This window comes from Pseudomonas sp. NFX224 (genome assembly GCF_048565165.1).
GTDB lineage: Bacteria > Pseudomonadota > Gammaproteobacteria > Pseudomonadales > Pseudomonadaceae > Aquipseudomonas.
In genome coordinates this window covers 1353444-1373195 of record NZ_CP183416.1, presented here as the reverse complement: position 1 = coordinate 1373195, position 19752 = coordinate 1353444, and the positions used below count along the sequence as shown (strand labels likewise).

Sequence of the window (19752 nt, the reverse complement as noted above, 5' to 3'; positions counted from 1 at the left end):
GCTCCTACAGAAAAGCAGGCGTGCCAACGTTTAAAGCTCATCGAAAGCGCGGCATGACATAACCCGAGGCTATCGCCTTATTTCAAGTTTTGATTAGACGGTTATCACTGAGCCTTCGATAGTGCTCACAAACGCCGACATGAAGCGGCGCTGCAGTCTCCACAAAAATAATAAAAGAGGTACGCACCATGGCTCGTTCCAGTGCTTCCCTGCATCTACCTGGCGCAGATGCTTCGCCCGCCGCGGCGGCGGCGCCGCTGGCTGCAACCGCCAAGGCCAGCAATGTACGCTGGCGGATCTTCGCAATCATCTTCGCGCTGACCATGGTCAACCTGATCGATCGGGTTTCGCTGTCGATTGCGATGCCGACGATCGCCAATGAATTTTCGCTGTCACCCAGCATGCAGGGCCTGATCCTCAGCAGCTTTTTCTGGGCTTACGCACTGTTGCAGATTCCCGGTGGCTGGATGATCGATCGCTTCGGTCCGCATCGGGTGATCAGTTGGTCCACCGGGTTGTGGGGTACGTTTCAGGTGCTGGCGGCATTTGCCACCGGGGGCTTGTCATTGCTGTTTGCCCGCGTGGCGCTGGGGGCTTCGGAAGCGCCGTTGTTCCCGTCGGGCGGCAAGCTGATCTCCCTGTGGCTCGCGCCCGGTGAACGCAGCCGTGGCGCGGTGTTGATGGACAGCGGCAGTCCACTCGGTGTGGCACTGGGCGGGTTGATCATTGCCTATCTGATTGCCTCGCTGGACTCCTGGCGGTTGGCCTTTGTCATCGCCGGTATCGCGACCCTGGTGCTGGCCTGGGTGGCGCGGCGTTATCTGCGTGACGACCCTGCCAGCCACCCGCAGGTGAATGAACTGGAACTGGAGAAAATCAACGCCGGACGTGCCACGCCCGCCGCCGAAGCCGCACGTGCACCGGTCAAAGGCCTGGGCATCGCCGCCCGTTCCCTGAGCGGTTTGCTGATCGGTCGGGCCAGTTGGGCGATGGTGTATTTCGGTCTGCTGACCTGGGGGCCGAGCTATCTGTCCCAGGCACGCGGGTTTGATATCAAGGGCATTGGCGCAGCGACATTCGTGATTTTCGTCTGCGGTGCGCTGGGTTCGTTGACCGGTGGTTTCCTCTGCGACGGCTTGATCCGCAAAGGCGTGAGTCGCGCAGTGGCGGTCAAGAGCCTGCTGGCGTTTTCCGGTCTGGTAGCGCTCGGCGCGTTCCTGTTGCTGCCGACCCTGAGCAATCCTTTTGCGGCGGTGGCGTTGTTGGCCATGACCGCGTTTTTCCTGATGTGGGGCAGCCTCTACTGGAGCTTCCCCGCGCTACTGGCAGCTCCGGCGCGGGTCGGACTGATCGGCGGCGTGATGAACATGGCCGGCAGCACCGGCGGCATTGCGGTGCCGATCCTGGTGGGCGTGATCCTGCAAATGTCCGGTGGGTTTGCCCCGGTGCTGGGGTTCTTCGCGGCATGCTCGGCGGTGTTCGTGCTGGCAACGCTGTTCATCAGTCTCGACGAGGTGCGTCATGTCTGAGCCCGTACTGAAAAAAGCCTGGAACGGCCCGATCATCGACGCCCATCATCATTTCTGGGACCCGACCATCAACGATCACCCGTGGCTCGCCCCCGAAGCCAATATCCCGTTTCGCTACGGTGACTACAGCGCGATCAAGCGCCGCTATTTTCCCGAGGACTACTTCGCCGATGCGGGTCCGCACAACGTCGTGCAAACGGTGTACGTCGAGACCGAATGGAACCCGCAGGACCCGATTGGCGAAACCCGTTTCATCGAGCAACTGGCTGCTCGTTATGGCGTGCCGAATGCAATCGTCGCGCAAGCCTGGCTCGACCATCCGGACGCCATCGATGTGCTGGCCGAACAGGCGAGTTTCAAGTGTGTGCGCAGTGTTCGCCACAAACCCGGCGGACCGACCGCGCCAAACCAGGTTGGGCATCTGCGCAGCCTGATGAGCGACGAGCATTGGCGACGTAGTTACGCCGCACTCGAAGACCTGGGGCTGCATTTCGATTTGCAGACACCGTGGTGGAACCTTCACGAAGCCGAACGGTTGGCCCGGGACTTTCCCGGCATCACCCTGATTCTCAACCACGCCGGGTTGCCCAACGACCGTAGCGCCGAAGGCCTGGCCGGTTGGCGCCTGGCGATGGCGCGGCTGGCTCAGTGGCCGAATGTGCAGGTGAAGATTTCCGGCCTGGGCCAAGGCGGCCAACGCTGGCGCGCCAAAGACAATGCCTGGATCGTGCGCGAAGTGGTCGCCATGTTCGGAACCGGTCGGGCGATGTTTGCCAGTAATTTCCCGGTGGACAGCCTGTGCGGCTCGTTCGACGACATCTACAGCGGTTTCAAATCCATCGTCGCCGATCTGCCGCTGGCCGATCAGGAGCGACTGTTCTACAGCAACGCGCAGCGCGTTTATCGCTGCGAACCTTGCGCCATTGACCGGGCGTGGCCTGAACCCTTGAGGAGTGAAGCATGAAAAAATCCACCATCGCCATGGTCCTTGGTGACCCTGCGGGCATTGGTCCTGAGTTGATCGCACGCCTGCTCGCCGAGCCTGAAGTGCGCAACAAAGCCAACGTGATCCTGATTGCCGATGAGGCGGAGATGCGTCGCGGCATGCGCATCGCCGGCACAGAATTTCCCTATCGCCGCGTGGAGTCGCTGGAGCAGTTGGCGTTTGTCGATGACACGCCGTTGTTCTATGACTTCCGTGGTGACACCGTTGGTGAGTTCCCGCGCAGCGAAGCGAGTGTGATTGGCGGTCGCTACAGCCTCGACACGCTGGAAAAGGCGCTGCGTCTGACCGAAGCCGGCACCACCGACGCGATCCTGTTCGGGCCGCTGAACAAGACCTCGCTGCACATGGCCGGCATGGCGCACAACGACGAGTTGCACTGGTTCGCCGAGTTGCTGGATTTCCACGGGCCGTTCTGCGAATTCAATGTGCTCGACAACTTGTGGACTTCCCGGGTGACATCCCACGTAGCCTTGGCCGATGTCTCGGGCCTGCTCAGCCAGCAGCGGGTGGTGGAAGCGATTCAACTGATCGACACCGCGCTCAAGCGCAACGGCCTGGAGAAACCGCGCATCGGCGTCTGCGGTTTGAATCCGCACAACGGCGACAACGGCTCGTTCGGCCGCGAGGAGCTGGACATCATCGGCCCGGCCGTGCGCTCGGCGCAGGCATTGGGAATCGCAGCGGAAGGACCGTATCCGGGCGACACGATTTTCCTCAAGGTCCAGGGCGATGCCAGTGCCTTCGACGCGGTCGTCACCATGTATCACGACCAGGGCCAGATCGCGATCAAGTTGATGGGCTTCTCCCGTGGCGTGACGGTGCAGGGCGGCTTGCCGATCCCGATCACCACACCGGCCCACGGCACCGCATTCGACATCGCGGGGCAGGGTAAGGCCAACGTCGGCGCGACACGTCAGGCGTTCGAGATTGCCTGTCGGATGGGCACGAACACCTACTGACACAACGCAGCACCCTTGTGGGAGCGAGCCTGCTCGCGATGACGGTAAAACAGACACCTTTGCAGTGACTGTCATGCCGCCATCGCGAGCAGGCTCGCTCCTACATTTGTTTTGTGGTGTGGCTGATAACTCGATCCACCCAATAATCGGTTTTTCCTATCACCCCAGGTTATCGCCGGATACGCATAAGTGATTATCCGCAGCCCCCGGGCGCTGGCTAAAGTCGCTCCATCGAATGCAGGAGCCCATCCGAAAAAAGCTCTGCGCACACGACCGACAACTACAAGAAACCGGCAGCCCAAGGAACTGTATTCATGAAAATCAAAGCGATCCGTACCCGCGTTTTCGAGTGGAAAGGCAAAGTCGTCCCGCCTCAAGCGCACTTCTGCACCAACGCCAGCGACATCCTGTTCGAACGCGGCGACGCCATGGGCTCGTTCCGTTTCCACGGCTGGCTGGTGGTGGAAGTCGAGACTGACACCGGTCTTGTCGGCATCGGTAACTGCGCTCTGGCGCCGCGTGTGGCCAAGGAAATCATCGACACTTACCTGGCACCGATCGCCATCGGCGAAGACCCGTTCGACAACGAATACATCTGGCAGAAAATGTACCGCCAGAGTCACGCCTGGGGCCGAAAAGGCATCGGCATGGCGGCGATCTCGGCGATCGACATCGCGATCTGGGACATCATGGGCAAAGCCGTGAACAAACCGGTGTTCAAGCTGCTCGGCGGGCGCACCAAGGAAAAGATCTGGACCTACGCGTCCAAGCTCTACGCCAACGACAACCTCGACCTGTTCCTCGAAGAAGCCCAAGGCTATCTGAGCCAGGGTTTCACCGCGCTGAAAATGCGTTTCGGCTACGGTCCGAAAGACGGCCCGGCGGGCATGCGCAAGAACATCGAGCAAGTGCGCGCCCTGCGTGAACTGGCCGGCCCGGACGTCGATATCATGCTTGAATGCTACATGGGCTGGACCCTGGAATATGCGCGCCGCATGTTGCCGAAACTCGCTGAGTTCGAACCGCGCTGGCTCGAAGAACCGGTGATTGCCGACGATATCGAAGGCTATATCGAGCTGAAGAAGATGGGGATCATGCCGATCTCGGGCGGCGAGCACGAATTCACTTCGTATGGCTTCAAAGACCTGCTGGAACGCCGCGCCGTCGACGTCATCCAGTACGACACCAACCGCGTCGGCGGCATCACCGCCGCGCGCAAGATCAACGCCATGGCCGAAGCCTGGTCGGTGCCGGTCATCCCCCATGCCGGGCAGATGCACAACTACCACCTGACTATGTCCACCACCGCTTCGCCGATGGCCGAGTTCTTCCCGGTGTTCGACGTCGAAGTCGGCAATGAACTCTTCTACTACGTGTTCAAGGGCGAGCCACAACCGGTCAACGGCTACATCCAGCTCGACGACAACAAACCGGGCCTGGGCCTGGAAATCTCCGATGAGTACCTGAGCGATTTCAACATCATCGAATGACCTTCAAGCGCCGCTTTCGGGCGGCGTTCGGTTGACTGATTGGAGGCACAACATGCACCTGATTCAATTTGAAAACACTGAGGGCGAACGCCAGGTCGGCCTGGTTGCCGGGGCGCAAATTCTGCTGGTGCGCGATACCCGCAGCACACGTGAACTGGCACTGGCGGCGATTCGTGCGCAACGCAATCTGCAAGAAGAAGTTGCCTTGCGCGGCACCGAACCGGGACCGGATTACGCGACGTTGCTGAAGCAGGGCAAAGTCCTGCCACCGCTGGACCACGAAGACCCCGCCCATTGCCTGATCAGCGGCACCGGCCTGACTCATCTGGGCAGCGCGTCGGCACGGGACAAAATGCACCAGCATGACGGTGAGATCGAAGCCGGCATGACCGACACCATGCGCATTTTCAAATGGGGCCTTGAGGGTGGAAAACCGCCGGCCGGGCAGGTCGGTGCGCAACCGGAGTGGTTCTACAAGGGCGATGGCAGCATCGTCGTGCGCCCCGGTGCGGATTTCCCGGTGCCGCCATTTGCCGAAGACGCCGGTGAAGAACCGGAGCTCACCGGGCTCTACGTGATTGGCGACGACGGCCAGCCGTACCGCGTCGGTTACGCATTGGGCAATGAGTTCTCCGACCATGTCATGGAACGTCGCAACTACCTCTACCTCGCCCATTCGAAATTGCGCAGTTGCTCTTATGGGCCGGAGTTGCGTGTCGGTGAGTTGCCCAAGCACCTGGTAGGCACCAGCCGCATCAAGCGCAACGGCGAAACGATCTGGGAGAAGGAATTTCTCAGCGGCGAAGACAACATGTGCCACAGCCTGGCCAACCTTGAATTTCACCACTTCAAATACGCGCAGTTTTTGCGTCCCGGTGATGTTCATGTGCATTACTTCGGCACTGCGACGCTGTCGTTTGCCGACGGTGTGAAGACCCAGCCGGGGGATCGCTTCCAGATCAGCCTCGACGAGTTCGGCGCGCCGTTGGTCAACGGCATTGGCGAAAGCGCCCAGCCGCTTGGCATCGGTAAAGTACGCACGTTGTAATCCGCCCCCACCTGTAGGAGCGAGCCTGCTCGTGCCTACAGTGAATGGCATCAGGTACAAGGACCCCACATGACCACACTTCTCGGACACAACTTCATAGGCGGTCGCCGCAGTGCCAACGGCACAGTGCAGCTGCAAAGCCTCGACGCCACGACGGGCGAGCCACTGCCTGGATTTTTCTTTCAGGCCTCTGAAGCTGAGGTGAACGCGGCGGCCACGGCTGCCGCCACCGCGTACCCGATCTACCGAAACTTGAGTGCAGAAAAGCGCGCGACCTTCCTCGATGCCATCGCTGATGAAATCGATGCACTGGGTGATGATTTTGTCGACACGGTGTGCCGCGAAACCGCGTTGCCCGCCGGACGAATTCAAGGTGAGCGCGGTCGCACCAGCGGTCAGTTGCGCCTGTTCGCCAAGGTGCTGCGTCGCGGTGATTTCTATGGGGCGCGCATCGATCGTGCGTTGCCGGACCGCCAGCCATTGCCACGCCCGGATCTGCGTCAGTACCGCATCGCCCTGGGGCCTGTGGCGGTGTTCGGCGCCAGCAACTTTCCACTGGCATTTTCCACCGCCGGAGGCGATACCGCCTCGGCGCTGGCCGCCGGTTGCCCGGTGGTGTTCAAGGCCCACAGCGGCCACATGGCAACCGCCGAGTGGGTAGCGGACGCGATCATCCGCGCCGCCGAACGCACGGGAATGCCGGCCGGTGTGTTCAACATGATTTATGGCGGTGGCGTTGGCGAATGGCTGGTCAAGCATCCGGCGATTCAGGCGGTGGGTTTCACCGGTTCGCTCAAGGGCGGCAATGCCCTGAGCCACATGGCGGCGACTCGGCCACAGCCAATCCCGGTGTTTGCCGAGATGTCGAGCATCAACCCGGTGTTCCTGCTGCCCGAGGCATTGGCCGTGCGCGGCGAGCAGATCGCGGCGCAACTGGCCGGTTCAGTGACATTGGGGTGTGGTCAGTTCTGTACCAATCCGGGTCTGGTCATTGGTTTGCGTTCGCCGCAGTTCAGCGCGTTCCTGGAAACCTTCTGCGCGAGTATGAACCAGCAACCGCCGCAAACCATGCTCAATGTCGGCACATTGGCCAGCTACAGCCGAGGCCTGAGCGAGTTGCACGAACACCCGGGGCTGACTCATTTGGCGGGCAAACCGCAGCAGGGCAATCAGGCGCAGCCGCAAGTGTTCAAGGCCGACGTCAGCTTGTTGCTCAACGGCGATGAGTTGTTGCAGGAGGAAGTGTTCGGGCCGACCACCATCGTCATCGAAATCGAGGATCGGGCGCAGTTGGCGGCGGCGCTGCATGGCCTGCGCGGGCAGTTGACAGCGACGTTGATTGGCGAGGCCGAAGAGTTGCTGGAATACCGCTGGCTGGCTGAAATACTGCAAGAGAAAGTCGGGCGGATTCTGCTCAACGGCTATCCGACCGGGGTCGAGGTGTGTGAGGCGATGGTCCATGGCGGACCGTATCCGGCGACGTCTGACTCTCGCGGTACGTCGGTGGGGACACTGGCCATCGACCGCTTCCTGCGACCGGTGTGTTTCCAGAATTACCCGGATGGGTTGCTGCCCGAGGCGTTGCAGAACGCCAATCCGCTGGGGATTCGGCGGTTGGTGGATGGGGAGGTGAGTGACCTGGCCTGGTGATCGTTGTTGTCAGTTCCACCGCTATCGCGAGCAGGCTCGCTCCTACATGAGATCCGTGTACAGAAGATCTGCTGTAGTGAGCTTGCTCGCGATGGCTTCATCAGCATCACCACCGAATTACTTGGCAGTCACCTCAGCCACCTTTAACACCGCCGGCTTCAACACCAGCCACAACGCCACCGCAATCAACACCCCACCATAGACGTGCGCCATCGACAGCGGCTCATCGAGAAACAGCCCACCCCACAACACCCCGAACAACGGGATCAAAAAGGTCGTGGTCATCGATTTCACCGGACCAATCGAGCTCAGCAGCCGGAAGTAAATAATGTAGGCAAACGCCGTGCATCCCAGCCCCAACCCCAGCAACGACAGCCAGACACTCCAGCCGCCCCAGCTCGCGGGTGGTTGGCTGATCACGCTGTAGCCGAACAGCGGCAACAGGAACAACGTTGCGCCGAGCATGCTGCCCAGTGCCGACAAACGGCTGTCCAGACCGCCTGCCTGATCGAGCCAGCGGCGGGCTAGAAACCCCGCAAACCCGTAGCAGGTGGTCGCGAGCAGGCAGGCGACGGCGCCCATCAGCAGTTCCATGTCGAACGCCACCGGACCGGCACGGGTCAGCACGCCCACGCCGAGCAACCCGAGGAATACACCCCCCAATTTGGCGGCGGTGAGCCTTTCATGGAAAAACAGGCCGCCGATCAGCACGCCCATCAAGGGGGTCGTGGCATTAAAAATCGATGAGTAACCGGCGGGCAGCACCTGCGCGGCCACCGAATAGAGTGTCGCCGGAATCCCGGAGTTGATTACCCCGAGCAGCATTATGGTTTTGAGTTTGCCCTTGAAATCCCAACTGATGCGCATCAGCCCGAGGATCAGCAGCAGTCCGGCAGCGGCAATCGATACGCGCAAGAAAGCGGTAGGAATGCTGCCAATCACCGGGGCGATGATGCGCATGAACAGAAAACTCGCACCCCAAATGGCCGCCAGGGACAGTAAACGAAATAGATCGACGGGGCTCACAGCGCGATTCCTTCCTTGATGGGGACGAGAGTGTTGCTGACAGCCTTGTTCGTGGCAACCGGAAAACGGGCATTTAATTCACCCGCAAAATTACACTTCTCCTGCACCCGCTTCACTGGCTAAGCTCAAGGCTCACGAATTCCCGCAGAGGTCTCACCATGCCGCAGCAATGGCCAGCCGCCGACATCGCCCGCTTGATCCTCGATGGCTTTGACGATTACCGCGAGCATTTTCGCCAGATCACCGACGGCGCCCGGGCCCGCTTCGAGCAGGCCAAGTGGCAGGAGACGCAATCGGCGTCGGCGGCGCGGATCAATCTGTACGAAGAAAAAGTCAGTGAAACCGTGGAGCGCCTGCGCACCGCGTTTGATACCGACACCCTGGACGTCAGCTGCTGGCCGCTGGTGAAAAGCGCCTACATCAGCCTGATCGACCTGCGCTTCGACGATGAACTGTCCGAGACCTGGTACAACTCGATCTTCTGCGGGCTGTTCAGCCACGACCTGATCAGCGACGGCTGCATGTTCATCCACACCACCCGGCCGAGCCTGCGCCGGGCCCGCGCTGCACAAACCCGCACCTACCAACCCCAAGGCCAGTTGTCCGGCATGCTCGCGAGCATTTTTGCCGACTACCGTTTCAGCGAGGAATACGCCGACCTGCCCGGCGACCTGAAGCGCCTCGAAGCGCAACTGCGCGAGAACCTGCCGGATTGGGTCTGCAAGGACCCGGAACTGAGCGTCGAGCTGTTTTCCTCGGTGCTCTACCGCAACAAGGGCGCGTACCTGGTGGGCCGCATCTACACCGCCGACGAGCAATGGCCGCTGGCGATTCCGCTGTTGCACCTTGAGGGGCGCGGCATCCAGATCGATGCGCTGATCACCGACGAGGCGGACGTGTCGATCATCTTCTCGTTCACCCGTTCGTATTTCATGGTGGATGTGCCGGTACCGGCGGAGTTCATCGGCTTCCTCAAGCGCATCCTGCCTGGCAAGCACATCGCCGAGCTGTACACTTCGATCGGCTTCTACAAGCACGGCAAGTCCGAGTTCTACCGGGCGCTGATCAATCACCTGGCCAACACCGACGACCAATTCATCATGGCTCCCGGCGTGCGTGGCATGGTCATGAGCGTGTTCACTCTGCCGGGCTTCAACACCGTATTCAAAATCATCAAGGACCGTTTCTCGCCGTCGAAAAACGTTGACCGCGCGACGGTGATCGAAAAGTACCGTTTGGTGAAAAGCGTCGACCGTGTCGGGCGCATGGCCGATACCCAGGAATTCGCCGACTTCCGTTTTCCACTGAGCAAATTCGATCCGGCGTGTCTGGAAGAGTTGCTGGAAGTCGCGCCGTCGACGGTGTCGGTGGAAGGCGACACGGTACTGATCCGCCACTGCTGGACCGAACGGCGCATGACGCCGCTGAACCTGTACCTGGAAAACGCCAACGAAGCGCAGGTGCGCGAGGCACTGGAAGACTACGGCCTGGCGATCAAGCAACTGGCGGCGGCCAATATCTTTCCCGGCGACATGCTGCTGAAGAACTTCGGCGTCACCCGTCACGGTCGCGTGGTGTTCTACGACTACGACGAGATTTGTTTCCTGACCGAAGCCAACTTCCGCCACATCCCGCAGCCGCGCACCCCGGAAGACGAAATGGCTTCCGAGCCGTGGTACTCGATCGGACCGCTGGATGTGTTCCCGGAAGAGTTTCCGCCGTTCCTGTTTGCCGATTCCGGCCAGCGCAAGCTGTTCGATCAACTGCATGGTGAGTTGTACAACGCCGATTACTGGAAGAGCCTGCAGGAGGCGATTCGGGCGGGGAAGGTGATCGATGTGTTTCCGTATCGGCGCAAATAGTCGGCTCCGCACCTCGCTTGTCCTTTAAATCTGCGACAATCGGCACCCTGCGCCACTAGACGACTGAATTGCGTACCCGATGACCGACGAATCGCCCTCCATCGACAAATTGCTGAAAAACCTCGATCACGCCATGCTCGCCGACCGCCACCGGCTGCGGCGGCAGTTGCTTGAGCTGCGCAAGAAACCCGACGAGGCCAAGCTGGCCCAGTGGGTGGCACGCATGCAGGTGTCCTGCGATCAGGTGCTGGCGCGCAAGGCGAGCCTGCCGGTGATTCGTTACGACGACAGCCTGCCGATTGCCGCCAAGCGCGACGAAATCAAGAAGGCGCTGGAAAAGCATCAGGTGCTGATCATCGCCGGCGAAACCGGCTCGGGTAAAACCACCCAGTTGCCGAAGATCTGCCTGGAAATCGGTCGCGGCCAGCATGGCCTGATCGGCCATACCCAGCCACGGCGGATCGCGGCACGCAGCGTCGCCAGTCGGGTTGCCGAAGAACTGGGCACGCCATTGGGCGCGCTGGTCGGCTATCAGGTGCGCTTCGAGGATCAGAGCGATTCCAATACGCTGATCAAACTGATGACCGACGGCATCCTGCTGGCGGAAACCCAGAACGACCGGTATCTGGAACGCTACGACACGATCATCGTCGACGAAGCCCACGAACGCAGCCTCAACATCGACTTCCTGCTCGGCTACCTGAAAACCCTGCTGCCGCGTCGCCCGGACCTGAAGGTCATCATCACCTCGGCGACCATCGATCTGGAGCGCTTTTCCAGGCACTTCGACGATGCACCGATTGTCGAAGTCTCCGGTCGCACCTTCCCGGTGGACACCTGGTATCGCCCGCTGACGCTTGAGCAAGACGAAGAGGGCAACCGGGTCGAGGACGACCTGACCGTGGATCAGGCAATCCTCGCCACCCTCGACGAAATCGCTGCTTATGAGCGCAGCGAACGCCGCAGCCCCGGCGACGTGTTGGTGTTCCTGCCAGGCGAGCGCGAGATTCGCGACGCCGCCGACATGCTGCGCAAGGCTCAGCTCAAACACACCGAAATCCTGCCGTTGTACGCACGCTTGTCGCCGGCCGAGCAGCAGCGGATTTTCCAGTCGCACCCGGGGCGTCGCGTGGTACTGGCGACCAACGTCGCGGAAACCTCGCTGACGGTACCGGGCATCCGCTACGTGATCGACAGCGGCACCGCGCGCATCAGTCGCTACAGCTATCGCGCCAAGGTCCAGCGCCTGCCGATCGAGGCCGTTTCCCAGGCCAGCGCCAACCAGCGTAAAGGTCGATGCGGACGGGTCGAGCCGGGTATCTGCATCCGCCTCTACAGCGAAGAAGACTTCCTCGGGCGCCCGGAATTTACCGATCCGGAAATCCTGCGTACCAACCTCGCAGCGGTCATTTTGCAGATGCTGCACCTGCGCCTTGGCGAGGTCACCGCGTTCCCGTTTATCGAGCCGCCTGATGGCAAAGCGATCAGCGACGGTTACAACCTGCTGCAAGAACTCTCGGCGGTAGACCGCAACAGCCAGTTGACCCCGTTGGGTCGACAATTGGCGCGGTTGCCGGTGGACCCGCGCATGGGCCGCATGTTGCTCGAAGCGGCCAAACTGGGCAGCTTGCAGGAAGTGCTGATCGTCGCCAGCGCCATGTCGATTCAGGACCCGCGCGAGCGTCCGCCGGAGCGTCAGCAAGCAGCGGATCAGGCCCACGCCCAATGGAAAGACACCGATTCGGACTTCGCCGGGCTGGTCAATCTGTGGCGCGGTTTCGAAGAGCAGCGCCAGGCGCTGACCGCCAGTCCGCTGCGCAACTGGTGCCGCAAGAATTTCCTGAATTACCTGCGTCTGCGTGAATGGCGTGATTCCCATCGCCAGTTGAGCCTGATCTGCCGCGACATGCAGCTGAGCCTCAACAAAGAGCCGGCGGATTATCCGAAGCTGCACAAAGCGGTGCTGGTCGGCCTGCTGAGCCAGATCGGCCAGAAGACCGAAGACGGCGACTACCTCGGCGCGCGTCAGCGGCGCTTCTGGATTCATCCGTCGTCGGGTATCGGCAAGAAACGCCCGCAATGGCTGATGACCGCCGAACTGGTGGAAACCACCAAGCTCTACGCGCGCATGGTCGCCAAGATCGATGCCGACTGGATCGAGCCGCTGGCCGGGCACCTGATCAAGAAAAACCACTTCGAACCCCATTGGGAGAAGAAGCGCGGACAGGTCGTGGCGTTCGAGCAGATCACCCTGTTCGGGCTGATCGTGGTCGGTCGTCGGCCGGTGCATTACGGCCCGGTCGACCCGGTAGTGTCCCGCGAGCTGTTTATCCGCGAAGGGCTGGTGCGTGGCGAAATCCAGTCCAGGGCCAAGTGCCTGACGGCCAACAAGCAGTTGCTGGAGCAACTCGACGAACTGGAAGCCAAGGCTCGCCGTCGCGATATCCTCGCCGACGAAGAAACCCTGTACGCCTTCTACGACGCACGCCTGCCGGCGGAGATTCACCAGACCGCGACCTTCGACAGTTGGTACCGGATCAACAGCCAGAAAGACCCACAGCTGCTGATCATGCGCGAAGAGGACGTGCTGGCCCGCGAAGCCAGCGAAGTCACTGCCCAGCATTACCCGGATACGCTGCACATTGGCGATCTGGAGCTGGCCCTGAGCTACCACTTCGAACCGAACCATCCACGCGACGGCGTGACCCTGCGGGTGCCGGCGCCGCTGCTGCCGATGTTGCCGCCGGAGCGTCTGGAATGGCTGGTGCCGGGCGTTATCGAAGCCAAGTGCATTGCGTTGGTGCGTAACCTGCCCAAGGCCCTGCGCAAGAACTTCGTGCCGGTGCCGGACTTTGTCAAAGCCGCGTTGCAACGCATGACCTTTGCCGAGGGCTCGCTGCCCCAGGCGTTGGGTCGTGAGCTGCTGCGCATGACGGGCGCCCGCGTCAGTGACGAAGCCTGGAGCGAGGCCGCGCAGCAGGTTGAGAGCCACCTGCGGATGAATCTGGAAATCGTCGATGCCCAGGGCAAGTTCCTGGGTGAAGGCCGGGATCTGGCCGAGCTGACTGCGCGTTTCGCTGAAGCCAGCCAAGCCGCATTGGCCGTGCCGCAAACCGCGAAAAGCCAGCAGCCGGTCGAGCCGAAAGTGTTCGCTGCCGTGGCCGAGAAAACCCAGCAAAAGATCGCCGGGTTGTCGATGACGGTCTATCCGGCACTGGTGGAAGAGGGCGGTACGGTCAAGGAAGGACGTTTCTCGACGCCGGCCGAAGCCGAGTTCCAGCATCGCCGTGCCTTGCAGCGTCTGCTCATGCAGCAACTAGCCGAATCGGCGAAATTCCTGCGCGGCAAGTTGCCGGGCCTGACCGAACTGGGCCTGCTGTACCGCGACATGGGCCGCGTCGATGCGCTGGTGGAAGACATTCTGCTGGCCAGCCTCGACAGCTGCATTCTTGAAGGCGAAGACCCGTTGCCCCGTGACGGTGCTGGATTGGCGTCGTTGGCCGAACGCAAGCGTGGCGCCTGGACTGAACATGCTGAACGTGTGGCGAGGCTGACCCTGGAAATCCTCAAGCTCTGGCACGGCCTGCAAAAGCGCTTCAAGGGCAAGATCGATCTGGCGCAAGCCGTGGCCCTGAACGACATCAAGCAGCAACTCAGCCATCTGGTGTATCCGGGGTTTGTCCGGGAAACGCCGATGCAGTGGCTCAAGGAATTACCGCGCTATCTCAAGGCCATCGAGCAGCGTTTCGAGAAAATCGGCGCTCAGGTGCAACGGGACCGGGTCTGGAGTGGTGAATTGTCCGGCCTGTGGACGCAATACCAGGCCCGCGCCAACAAGCACGCCCAGGAAGGCAAGCGCGATCCACAACTGGAACTGTATCGCTGGTGGCTGGAGGAATACCGGGTGTCGCTGTTCGCCCAGCAATTGGGGACCAAGGTGCCGATTTCTGATAAGCGCCTGAACAAGCAGTGGAGCCAGGTCGAGCCATAAAACAGGGGCTCCCACCGTACCCTGTGGGAGCGCGCCTGCTCGCGATGACGGAGTGTCAGTCGACGCCAATGTTTGCCTGATATACCGCCATTGCGAGCAGGCTCGCTCGCACATTGGTACGCTGCTGCTCTCGCAAAAGGCGCCAAAATCCAAGGTTTATGGCAAACTTCGCGCCTATAAACGCCGGCCCCGCGGTTTTGAGCCTTCGCCGCCGCGGGCAGGTCGGAATAAAGCGATGCCAGGTTTGCGTCCCCCGGATGGGAATAGACCCTTTGTGTATTGGTACGACGGTGCCAATGCTTTCTGCCTGAACAGATTAGAGACACGACCATGCATAACGTCGTCATCAGTGGCACCGGCCTGTACACCCCGGCCAACAGCATCTCCAACGAAGAGCTGGTGCAGTCTTTCAATACCTATGTGGCGCAATTCAACGCCGATAACGCCGACGCCATCGCGAGCGGTGAAATCGAAGCATTGACCGAGTCCAGCGCAGCGTTCATCGAAAAAGCTTCCGGCATCAAGAGCCGCTTTGTCATGGACAAGGAAGGCATCCTCGACCCGCAACGCATGGCGCCACGCCTGCCGGAGCGTTCGAACGACGAATGGTCGGTGCTCTGCCAGATGGCCATCGGCGCAGCCGAACAGGCCTTGCAACGTGCCGGCAAAACCGCAGCGGACATCGACGGCGTGATCGTCGCCTGCTCCAACCTGCAACGCGCCTACCCGGCGATTGCCATCGAAGTACAGGAAGCGTTGGGCATTCAGGGTTTCGGTTTTGACATGAACGTGGCCTGTTCTTCGGCGACCTTCGGCATCCAGACCGCCGCCAACAGCATCCAGTTGGGCCAGGCCCGGGCGATCCTGATGGTCAACCCGGAAGTCTGCACCGGTCACCTGAACTTCCGCGACCGCGACAGCCACTTCATCTTCGGCGATGCGGCGACCGCCGTGATCATCGAGCGCGCTGACCTGGCCACGTCCAAGTACCAGTTCGACATCGTCAGCACCAAGCTGCTGACCAAGTTCTCCAACAACATCCGCAACAACTTCGGCTTCCTCAACCGCGCGGCGGAAGAGGGTATCGGTGCCAAAGACAAGCTGTTCGTGCAGGAAGGCCGCAAGGTGTTCAAGGAAGTCTGCCCGATGGTGGCCGAGCTGATCGGTGAGCATCTGCAAGAAAACCAGCTCAACGTCAGCGACGTGAAGCGTTTCTGGCTGCACCAGGCCAACCTCAGCATGAACCACCTGATCGTCAAGAAACTGCTCGGTCGCGACGCCTCCGAACAGGAAGCGCCGGTGATTCTCGACACCTACGCCAACACCAGTTCCGCAGGTTCGGTGATTTCGTTCCACAAGAACCAGGACGACCTGCCTGCCGGTTCGCTGGCGGTACTCAGCTCGTTCGGCGCCGGTTACTCGATCGGTAGCGTGATTCTGCGTAAGCGCTGAGTTCGCGGTCCATGCGACCCCTGTGGGAGCGAGCTTGCTCGCGCCCACATTTGTTTCGGTCAGGACCTCAGGTCGCCACGTTCAGGTACTTGCCCACGCTCGCCACGTTGTCGAGCGAATACTGCTTGCTCAGATTGGCGATCATTTTGTTCAGGGCTTCAGTTGAGGTCGATTGAGCAGTAAGGGTGTCGGCATCGGCCACACTGAATGTCTCCTCGCTGGACGTTTCCCGTGGTGGCGGTGGCGGCGTCAGACTGCTGGCCAGCTCATCCTGGCTGATGGTGCCGTCTTCGTTCTTGTCCAGGGCCGAGAAAACTTGCGAACTGTCTGCGGTACTACCGGCGCTGGTCAGGCCGCTGCTCAGTTCATCGCTGCTGATGGCGCCGTCACCGTCGGCGTCCAGGGCGCTGATCAGCGCGTCAGCGAGTTCGGTGTTCGGTGCCTCGTCCCGTGGTGGGGGCGGTGGCGGGGCCATCGCGGCCAGTTCCTCAGTGCTCAGGCTCCCGCTCTCGTCGCTGTCGAGATCGGCGAAGTTCTTGCTCAGGCTGACCAGCAGGCCGTCATCGCTTTTCTGCGACAGCGCACTGCTGAGCTCATCCTGATCCACCGCACCGTCGCTATTGCTATCGAGTTTCGTCAGCAGTTCCTTCTGGAACTGCTGCGAGCGGGCACTGCCGGCTGTGGCGCTGCTGGTGCCGGTGTAGCTCGTGTAATTGCTGACGCTACCAATCATTGGGCTCACTCCCTGGAATGGAAAACCGGCGGGTGCACCGGCTTATGCAGCCTCAAGGGGCGAGTTGTCGTGGGTGTGTGGGGTTTGTACCATTCGGTACACATCTGTCAGACCATCGAGAACCTGTGGGCTCAGGTGCGAGGGAGATGGATAATCGCGGTCAAGCCGCCCCCCGGCGTTTCTTCCAGGCTCAATTGACCACCCAGCCGCTCTGCCGCTTCACGGGCGATGGTCATGCCCAGGCCGACGCCGCCGGAATTGCGATTGCGTGAACCTTCCAGGCGAAAGAACGGCTCGAACACCGCCTCACGTTGCTCCGCCGCGATACCCGGTCCGTGGTCGATGACCCGGATGACCAGTTGTTCGCGATGGTCTTCCAGCGTGATCAACGCCTGTCCGGCATAGCGCAAGGCATTGTCCAGCAGGTTGTTGACGCAGGAGCGCAATGCCATCGGCTGCACTTGCAGCGGCGCACAATGGCCGCGGGCCTGAACATCGGCGCCCTGGTCCTGGGCGTTTTCGCTCAGCGACTCAACCAGTGCCTGCACATCCATCCATTGCGGTGCCTCGCTGGTGCGTTGCTCGTGCAGGTAGGTCAGGGTGGCGTCGAGCATGCTGATCATGTCGTCCAGGTCCTGGCGCATCTGGCCTTGCAGTTTGTCGTCGTCGATCTGCTCCAGCCGCAGCTTCAACCGTGACAGTGGCGTGCGCAGGTCGTGGGACACCGCGCCGAGCATCCGTGAGCGTTGCTTGACCTGCTCGATGATCCGGCGCTGCATTTTGTTGAAGGTATGCGCCGCCTGCCGTGCTTCCCGCGGGCCAGATTCGTCGAGTGGCTCACTGTCGAGGTTTTCGCTCAAGCGCTCGGCGGCGTCGCTCAGGCGCTGGATCGGCCTACTCAGCAGCTTGGCGCCGTACCACGCGGCAATGATCAGCGAGATCAACTGAAACGTCAGCGGCACCAGCGGCCCACCGAACCATGGCCGTGGCGGAAGCGCTTTGAAGCGCGGGTCCACTGGCGGTGGTTGTCCGGCGAAATCTTCGGAAAACCCAGGGGGGCGGGGCGGTGGCGGCGGGCCGTAATAGTGAAACCAGGCAAACGCCAGCATGTGCGCCAGGAAGATCGCGATCAGCAGCACGCCAAACAGGCGACCGAACAGCGTATCGAAGCGCCCGCGCATCAGCCGATGTCTCGCGCATCGAACAGGTAGCCTTCACCGCGCACGGTTTTGATCAACTGAGGGGCTTTGGGGTCGTCACCGAGTTTCTGGCGCAAGCGCGACACCAGCAGGTCGATGCTGCGATCGAAGGCTTCGATCGAGCGACCGCGGGCGGCGTCCAGCAGTTGCTCGCGGCTCAAGACCCGACGTGGACGTTCGATGAACACCCAGAGCAGGCGGAATTCGGCATTGGACAGCGGCACCACCAGGCCATCGGCGGCGATCAACTGACGCAGCACGCTGTTCAGGCGCCAGTTGTCGAAACGGATGTTCGCCCGTTGTTCGCTGCGGTCGTCACGAACCCGGCGCAGGATGGTCTGGATACGCGCCACCAGTTCACGTGGCTCGAACGGCTTGGCCATGTAGTCGTCGGCACCCAGTTCCAGGCCGATGATCCGGTCGGTGGGTTCGCAGCGGGCGGTGAGCATCAGGATCGGGATGTCCGACTCGGCGCGTAACCAGCGGCACAGCGACAGACCGTCTTCGCCGGGCAGCATCAGGTCGAGCACCACCACGTCGAAATGCTCCGCTTGCAGGGCCTGGCGCATGGCAGTGCCATCCGTGACGCCGCTGGCGTGGATGTTGAACCGGGCGAGGTAGTCGATCATCAGTTCGCGGATCGGGACGTCATCGTCGACGATCAGGGCGCGAATGCTCCAGCGTTTGTCGTCGCCGGGCGCTTTTTGATCGTCGTTCACGGGAGCTTGGGTGTTATGCATGCGTGCGTTCATCTGCCAGGTAGGCTGCCAACCACAAAGATGGGCTGCGAGGTTGTGGTTTCAGCATAGGCGTCCGGCCCGGGGGCGGGAAGTGCTGTTGTAAAGACGTATTGCGGGTGGCGAGGGTAGCGGGCAAGGGTGTTGTGGGCGTGTCGGGAATGTACCGGACTCGACACAATTGCCGCAAAGGCTAGTCTTGCCTGAGCGTTATCGATGATTTACCGATCATCGGGTCCCGCAGCGCCCTTGGTTCCGCTACAATGCGCGCCGATTTCGACTTGCCTGAGAGCCCACTCATGTCCGCCTGCCAGACTCCTATCATCGTCGCCCTGGATTTCCCTACCCGTGACGCCGCACTGAAGCTGGCCGATCAGTTGGACCCGAAGCTGTGCCGGGTCAAAGTCGGTAAAGAACTCTTCACCAGCTGCGCTTCGGAAATCGTCGGCACCCTGCGCGACAAGGGTTTCGAAGTGTTCTTGGACCTCAAGTTTCACGACATTCCGAACACCACCGCCATGGCCGTTAAAGCGGCAGCGGAAATGGGCGTGTGGATGGTCAACGTGCACTGCTCCGGTGGCCTGCGCATGATGGCGGCTTGCCGTGAAGTACTGGACAAGCGCAGCGGCCCGCAGCCGTTGCTGATCGGCGTAACCGTGCTGACCAGCATGGAGCGTGAGGATCTGGCGGGTATCGGTCTGGACATAGAGCCGCAGGAGCAAGTGCTGCGCCTGGCCGCACTGGCGGAAAAAGCCGGGATGGATGGTCTGGTGTGTTCGGCCCTGGAAGCCCAGGCTCTGAAATCGGCGCACCCGTCGTTGCAACTGGTGACCCCGGGGATTCGTCCTGCGGGCAGCGCCCAGGACGACCAACGCCGCATCCTGACCCCGCGTCAGGCGCTGGACGCCGGTTCCGACTATCTGGTGATCGGACGTCCGATCAGCCAGGCGGCCGATCCGGCGAAGGCGTTGGCTTCTGTGGTGGCAGAGCTGGCGTAAACACCGCTAAACCTGTAGGCGCGAGCCTGCTCGCGATGAGGGCGTATCAGTCGACATTCATGCTGGCTGATT

General features: G+C 61.3%; 14 protein-coding genes. 10 read left to right on the top strand and 4 right to left on the bottom strand.

Annotated features, from left to right (window positions below):
- Positions 1-188 precede the first annotated feature (188 nt).
- From ACNYC6_RS06055 to ACNYC6_RS06030, 6 genes are all read left to right on the top strand, one after another.
- Positions 189-1529, top strand: a complete 1341-nt coding sequence (locus ACNYC6_RS06055) for an MFS transporter (protein WP_419711523.1) — start codon at positions 189-191, stop codon at positions 1527-1529.
- Positions 1522-2493, top strand: coding sequence for an amidohydrolase family protein (locus tag ACNYC6_RS06050; protein WP_419711522.1), 972 nt, complete (start codon positions 1522-1524; stop codon positions 2491-2493). The genes ACNYC6_RS06055 and ACNYC6_RS06050 overlap by 8 nt, the downstream gene beginning before the upstream one ends.
- Entirely contained in the window at positions 2490-3494 is a 1005-nt protein-coding gene (locus ACNYC6_RS06045; RefSeq protein WP_419711521.1) for a 4-hydroxythreonine-4-phosphate dehydrogenase PdxA, read from the top strand. Before ACNYC6_RS06050 ends, ACNYC6_RS06045 begins: the two co-directional genes overlap by 4 nt.
- Positions 3495-3808: 314 nt before the next feature.
- Positions 3809-4984, top strand: coding sequence for an L-rhamnonate dehydratase (locus ACNYC6_RS06040; protein ID WP_419711520.1), 1176 nt, complete (start codon positions 3809-3811; stop codon positions 4982-4984).
- Between the two features lie 52 nt (positions 4985-5036).
- Positions 5037-6032 (top strand): AraD1 family protein, encoded by a 996-nt coding sequence (araD1, locus tag ACNYC6_RS06035; protein ID WP_419711519.1) that lies wholly within the window; start codon positions 5037-5039, stop codon positions 6030-6032.
- A gap of 69 nt (positions 6033-6101) precedes the next feature.
- Positions 6102-7682, top strand: coding sequence for an aldehyde dehydrogenase (NADP(+)) (locus ACNYC6_RS06030; protein ID WP_419711518.1), 1581 nt, complete (start codon positions 6102-6104; stop codon positions 7680-7682).
- Positions 7683-7799: 117 nt separating this feature from the next.
- On the opposite strand, the gene ACNYC6_RS06025 is transcribed toward ACNYC6_RS06030, so the two are convergent.
- A complete protein-coding gene (locus tag ACNYC6_RS06025) occupies positions 7800-8708 on the bottom strand; it encodes a DMT family transporter (RefSeq protein WP_419711517.1) in 909 nt (302 codons plus the stop codon).
- A 158-nt stretch (positions 8709-8866) separates the two neighbouring features.
- Here ACNYC6_RS06025 and aceK point away from each other — a divergent pair, with 158 nt between their 5' ends.
- The 3 genes from aceK (at position 8867) to ACNYC6_RS06010 (ending at position 16013) form a co-directional block, all read left to right on the top strand.
- A complete protein-coding gene (gene aceK / locus ACNYC6_RS06020; RefSeq protein WP_419711516.1) occupies positions 8867-10570 on the top strand; it encodes a bifunctional isocitrate dehydrogenase kinase/phosphatase in 1704 nt (567 codons plus the stop codon).
- 79 nt (positions 10571-10649) lie between these two features.
- Entirely contained in the window at positions 10650-14561 is a 3912-nt protein-coding gene (gene hrpA, locus ACNYC6_RS06015) for an ATP-dependent RNA helicase HrpA (protein WP_419711515.1), read from the top strand.
- Between the two features lie 330 nt (positions 14562-14891).
- Positions 14892-16013 carry a beta-ketoacyl-ACP synthase III gene (locus ACNYC6_RS06010; protein WP_419711514.1) on the top strand — a complete coding sequence of 374 codons (1122 nt, stop codon included), beginning with the start codon at positions 14892-14894 and terminating at the stop codon, positions 16011-16013.
- 67 nt (positions 16014-16080) lie between these two features.
- Here ACNYC6_RS06010 and xopAW read toward each other — a convergent pair whose 3' ends face one another.
- From xopAW to ACNYC6_RS05995, 3 genes are all read right to left on the bottom strand, one after another.
- On the bottom strand, positions 16081-16746 hold the full coding sequence (xopAW, locus tag ACNYC6_RS06005) for a XopAW family type III secretion system calcium-binding effector (RefSeq protein WP_419711513.1): 666 nt from the start codon (positions 16744-16746) through the stop codon (positions 16081-16083).
- A 131-nt stretch (positions 16747-16877) separates the two neighbouring features.
- Positions 16878-17927, bottom strand: a complete 1050-nt coding sequence (locus tag ACNYC6_RS06000; RefSeq protein ID WP_419711512.1) for a sensor histidine kinase — start codon at positions 17925-17927, stop codon at positions 16878-16880.
- Positions 17927-18685 carry a response regulator gene (locus tag ACNYC6_RS05995; RefSeq protein WP_419711511.1) on the bottom strand — a complete coding sequence of 253 codons (759 nt, stop codon included), beginning with the start codon at positions 18683-18685 and terminating at the stop codon, positions 17927-17929. Before ACNYC6_RS05995 ends, ACNYC6_RS06000 begins: the two co-directional genes overlap by 1 nt.
- A 296-nt stretch (positions 18686-18981) precedes the next feature.
- Between ACNYC6_RS05995 and pyrF the strand changes: the two genes are divergently transcribed.
- Positions 18982-19680 carry an orotidine-5'-phosphate decarboxylase gene (gene pyrF, locus ACNYC6_RS05990; protein WP_172668695.1) on the top strand — a complete coding sequence of 233 codons (699 nt, stop codon included), beginning with the start codon at positions 18982-18984 and terminating at the stop codon, positions 19678-19680.
- Positions 19681-19752 lie beyond the last annotated feature (72 nt).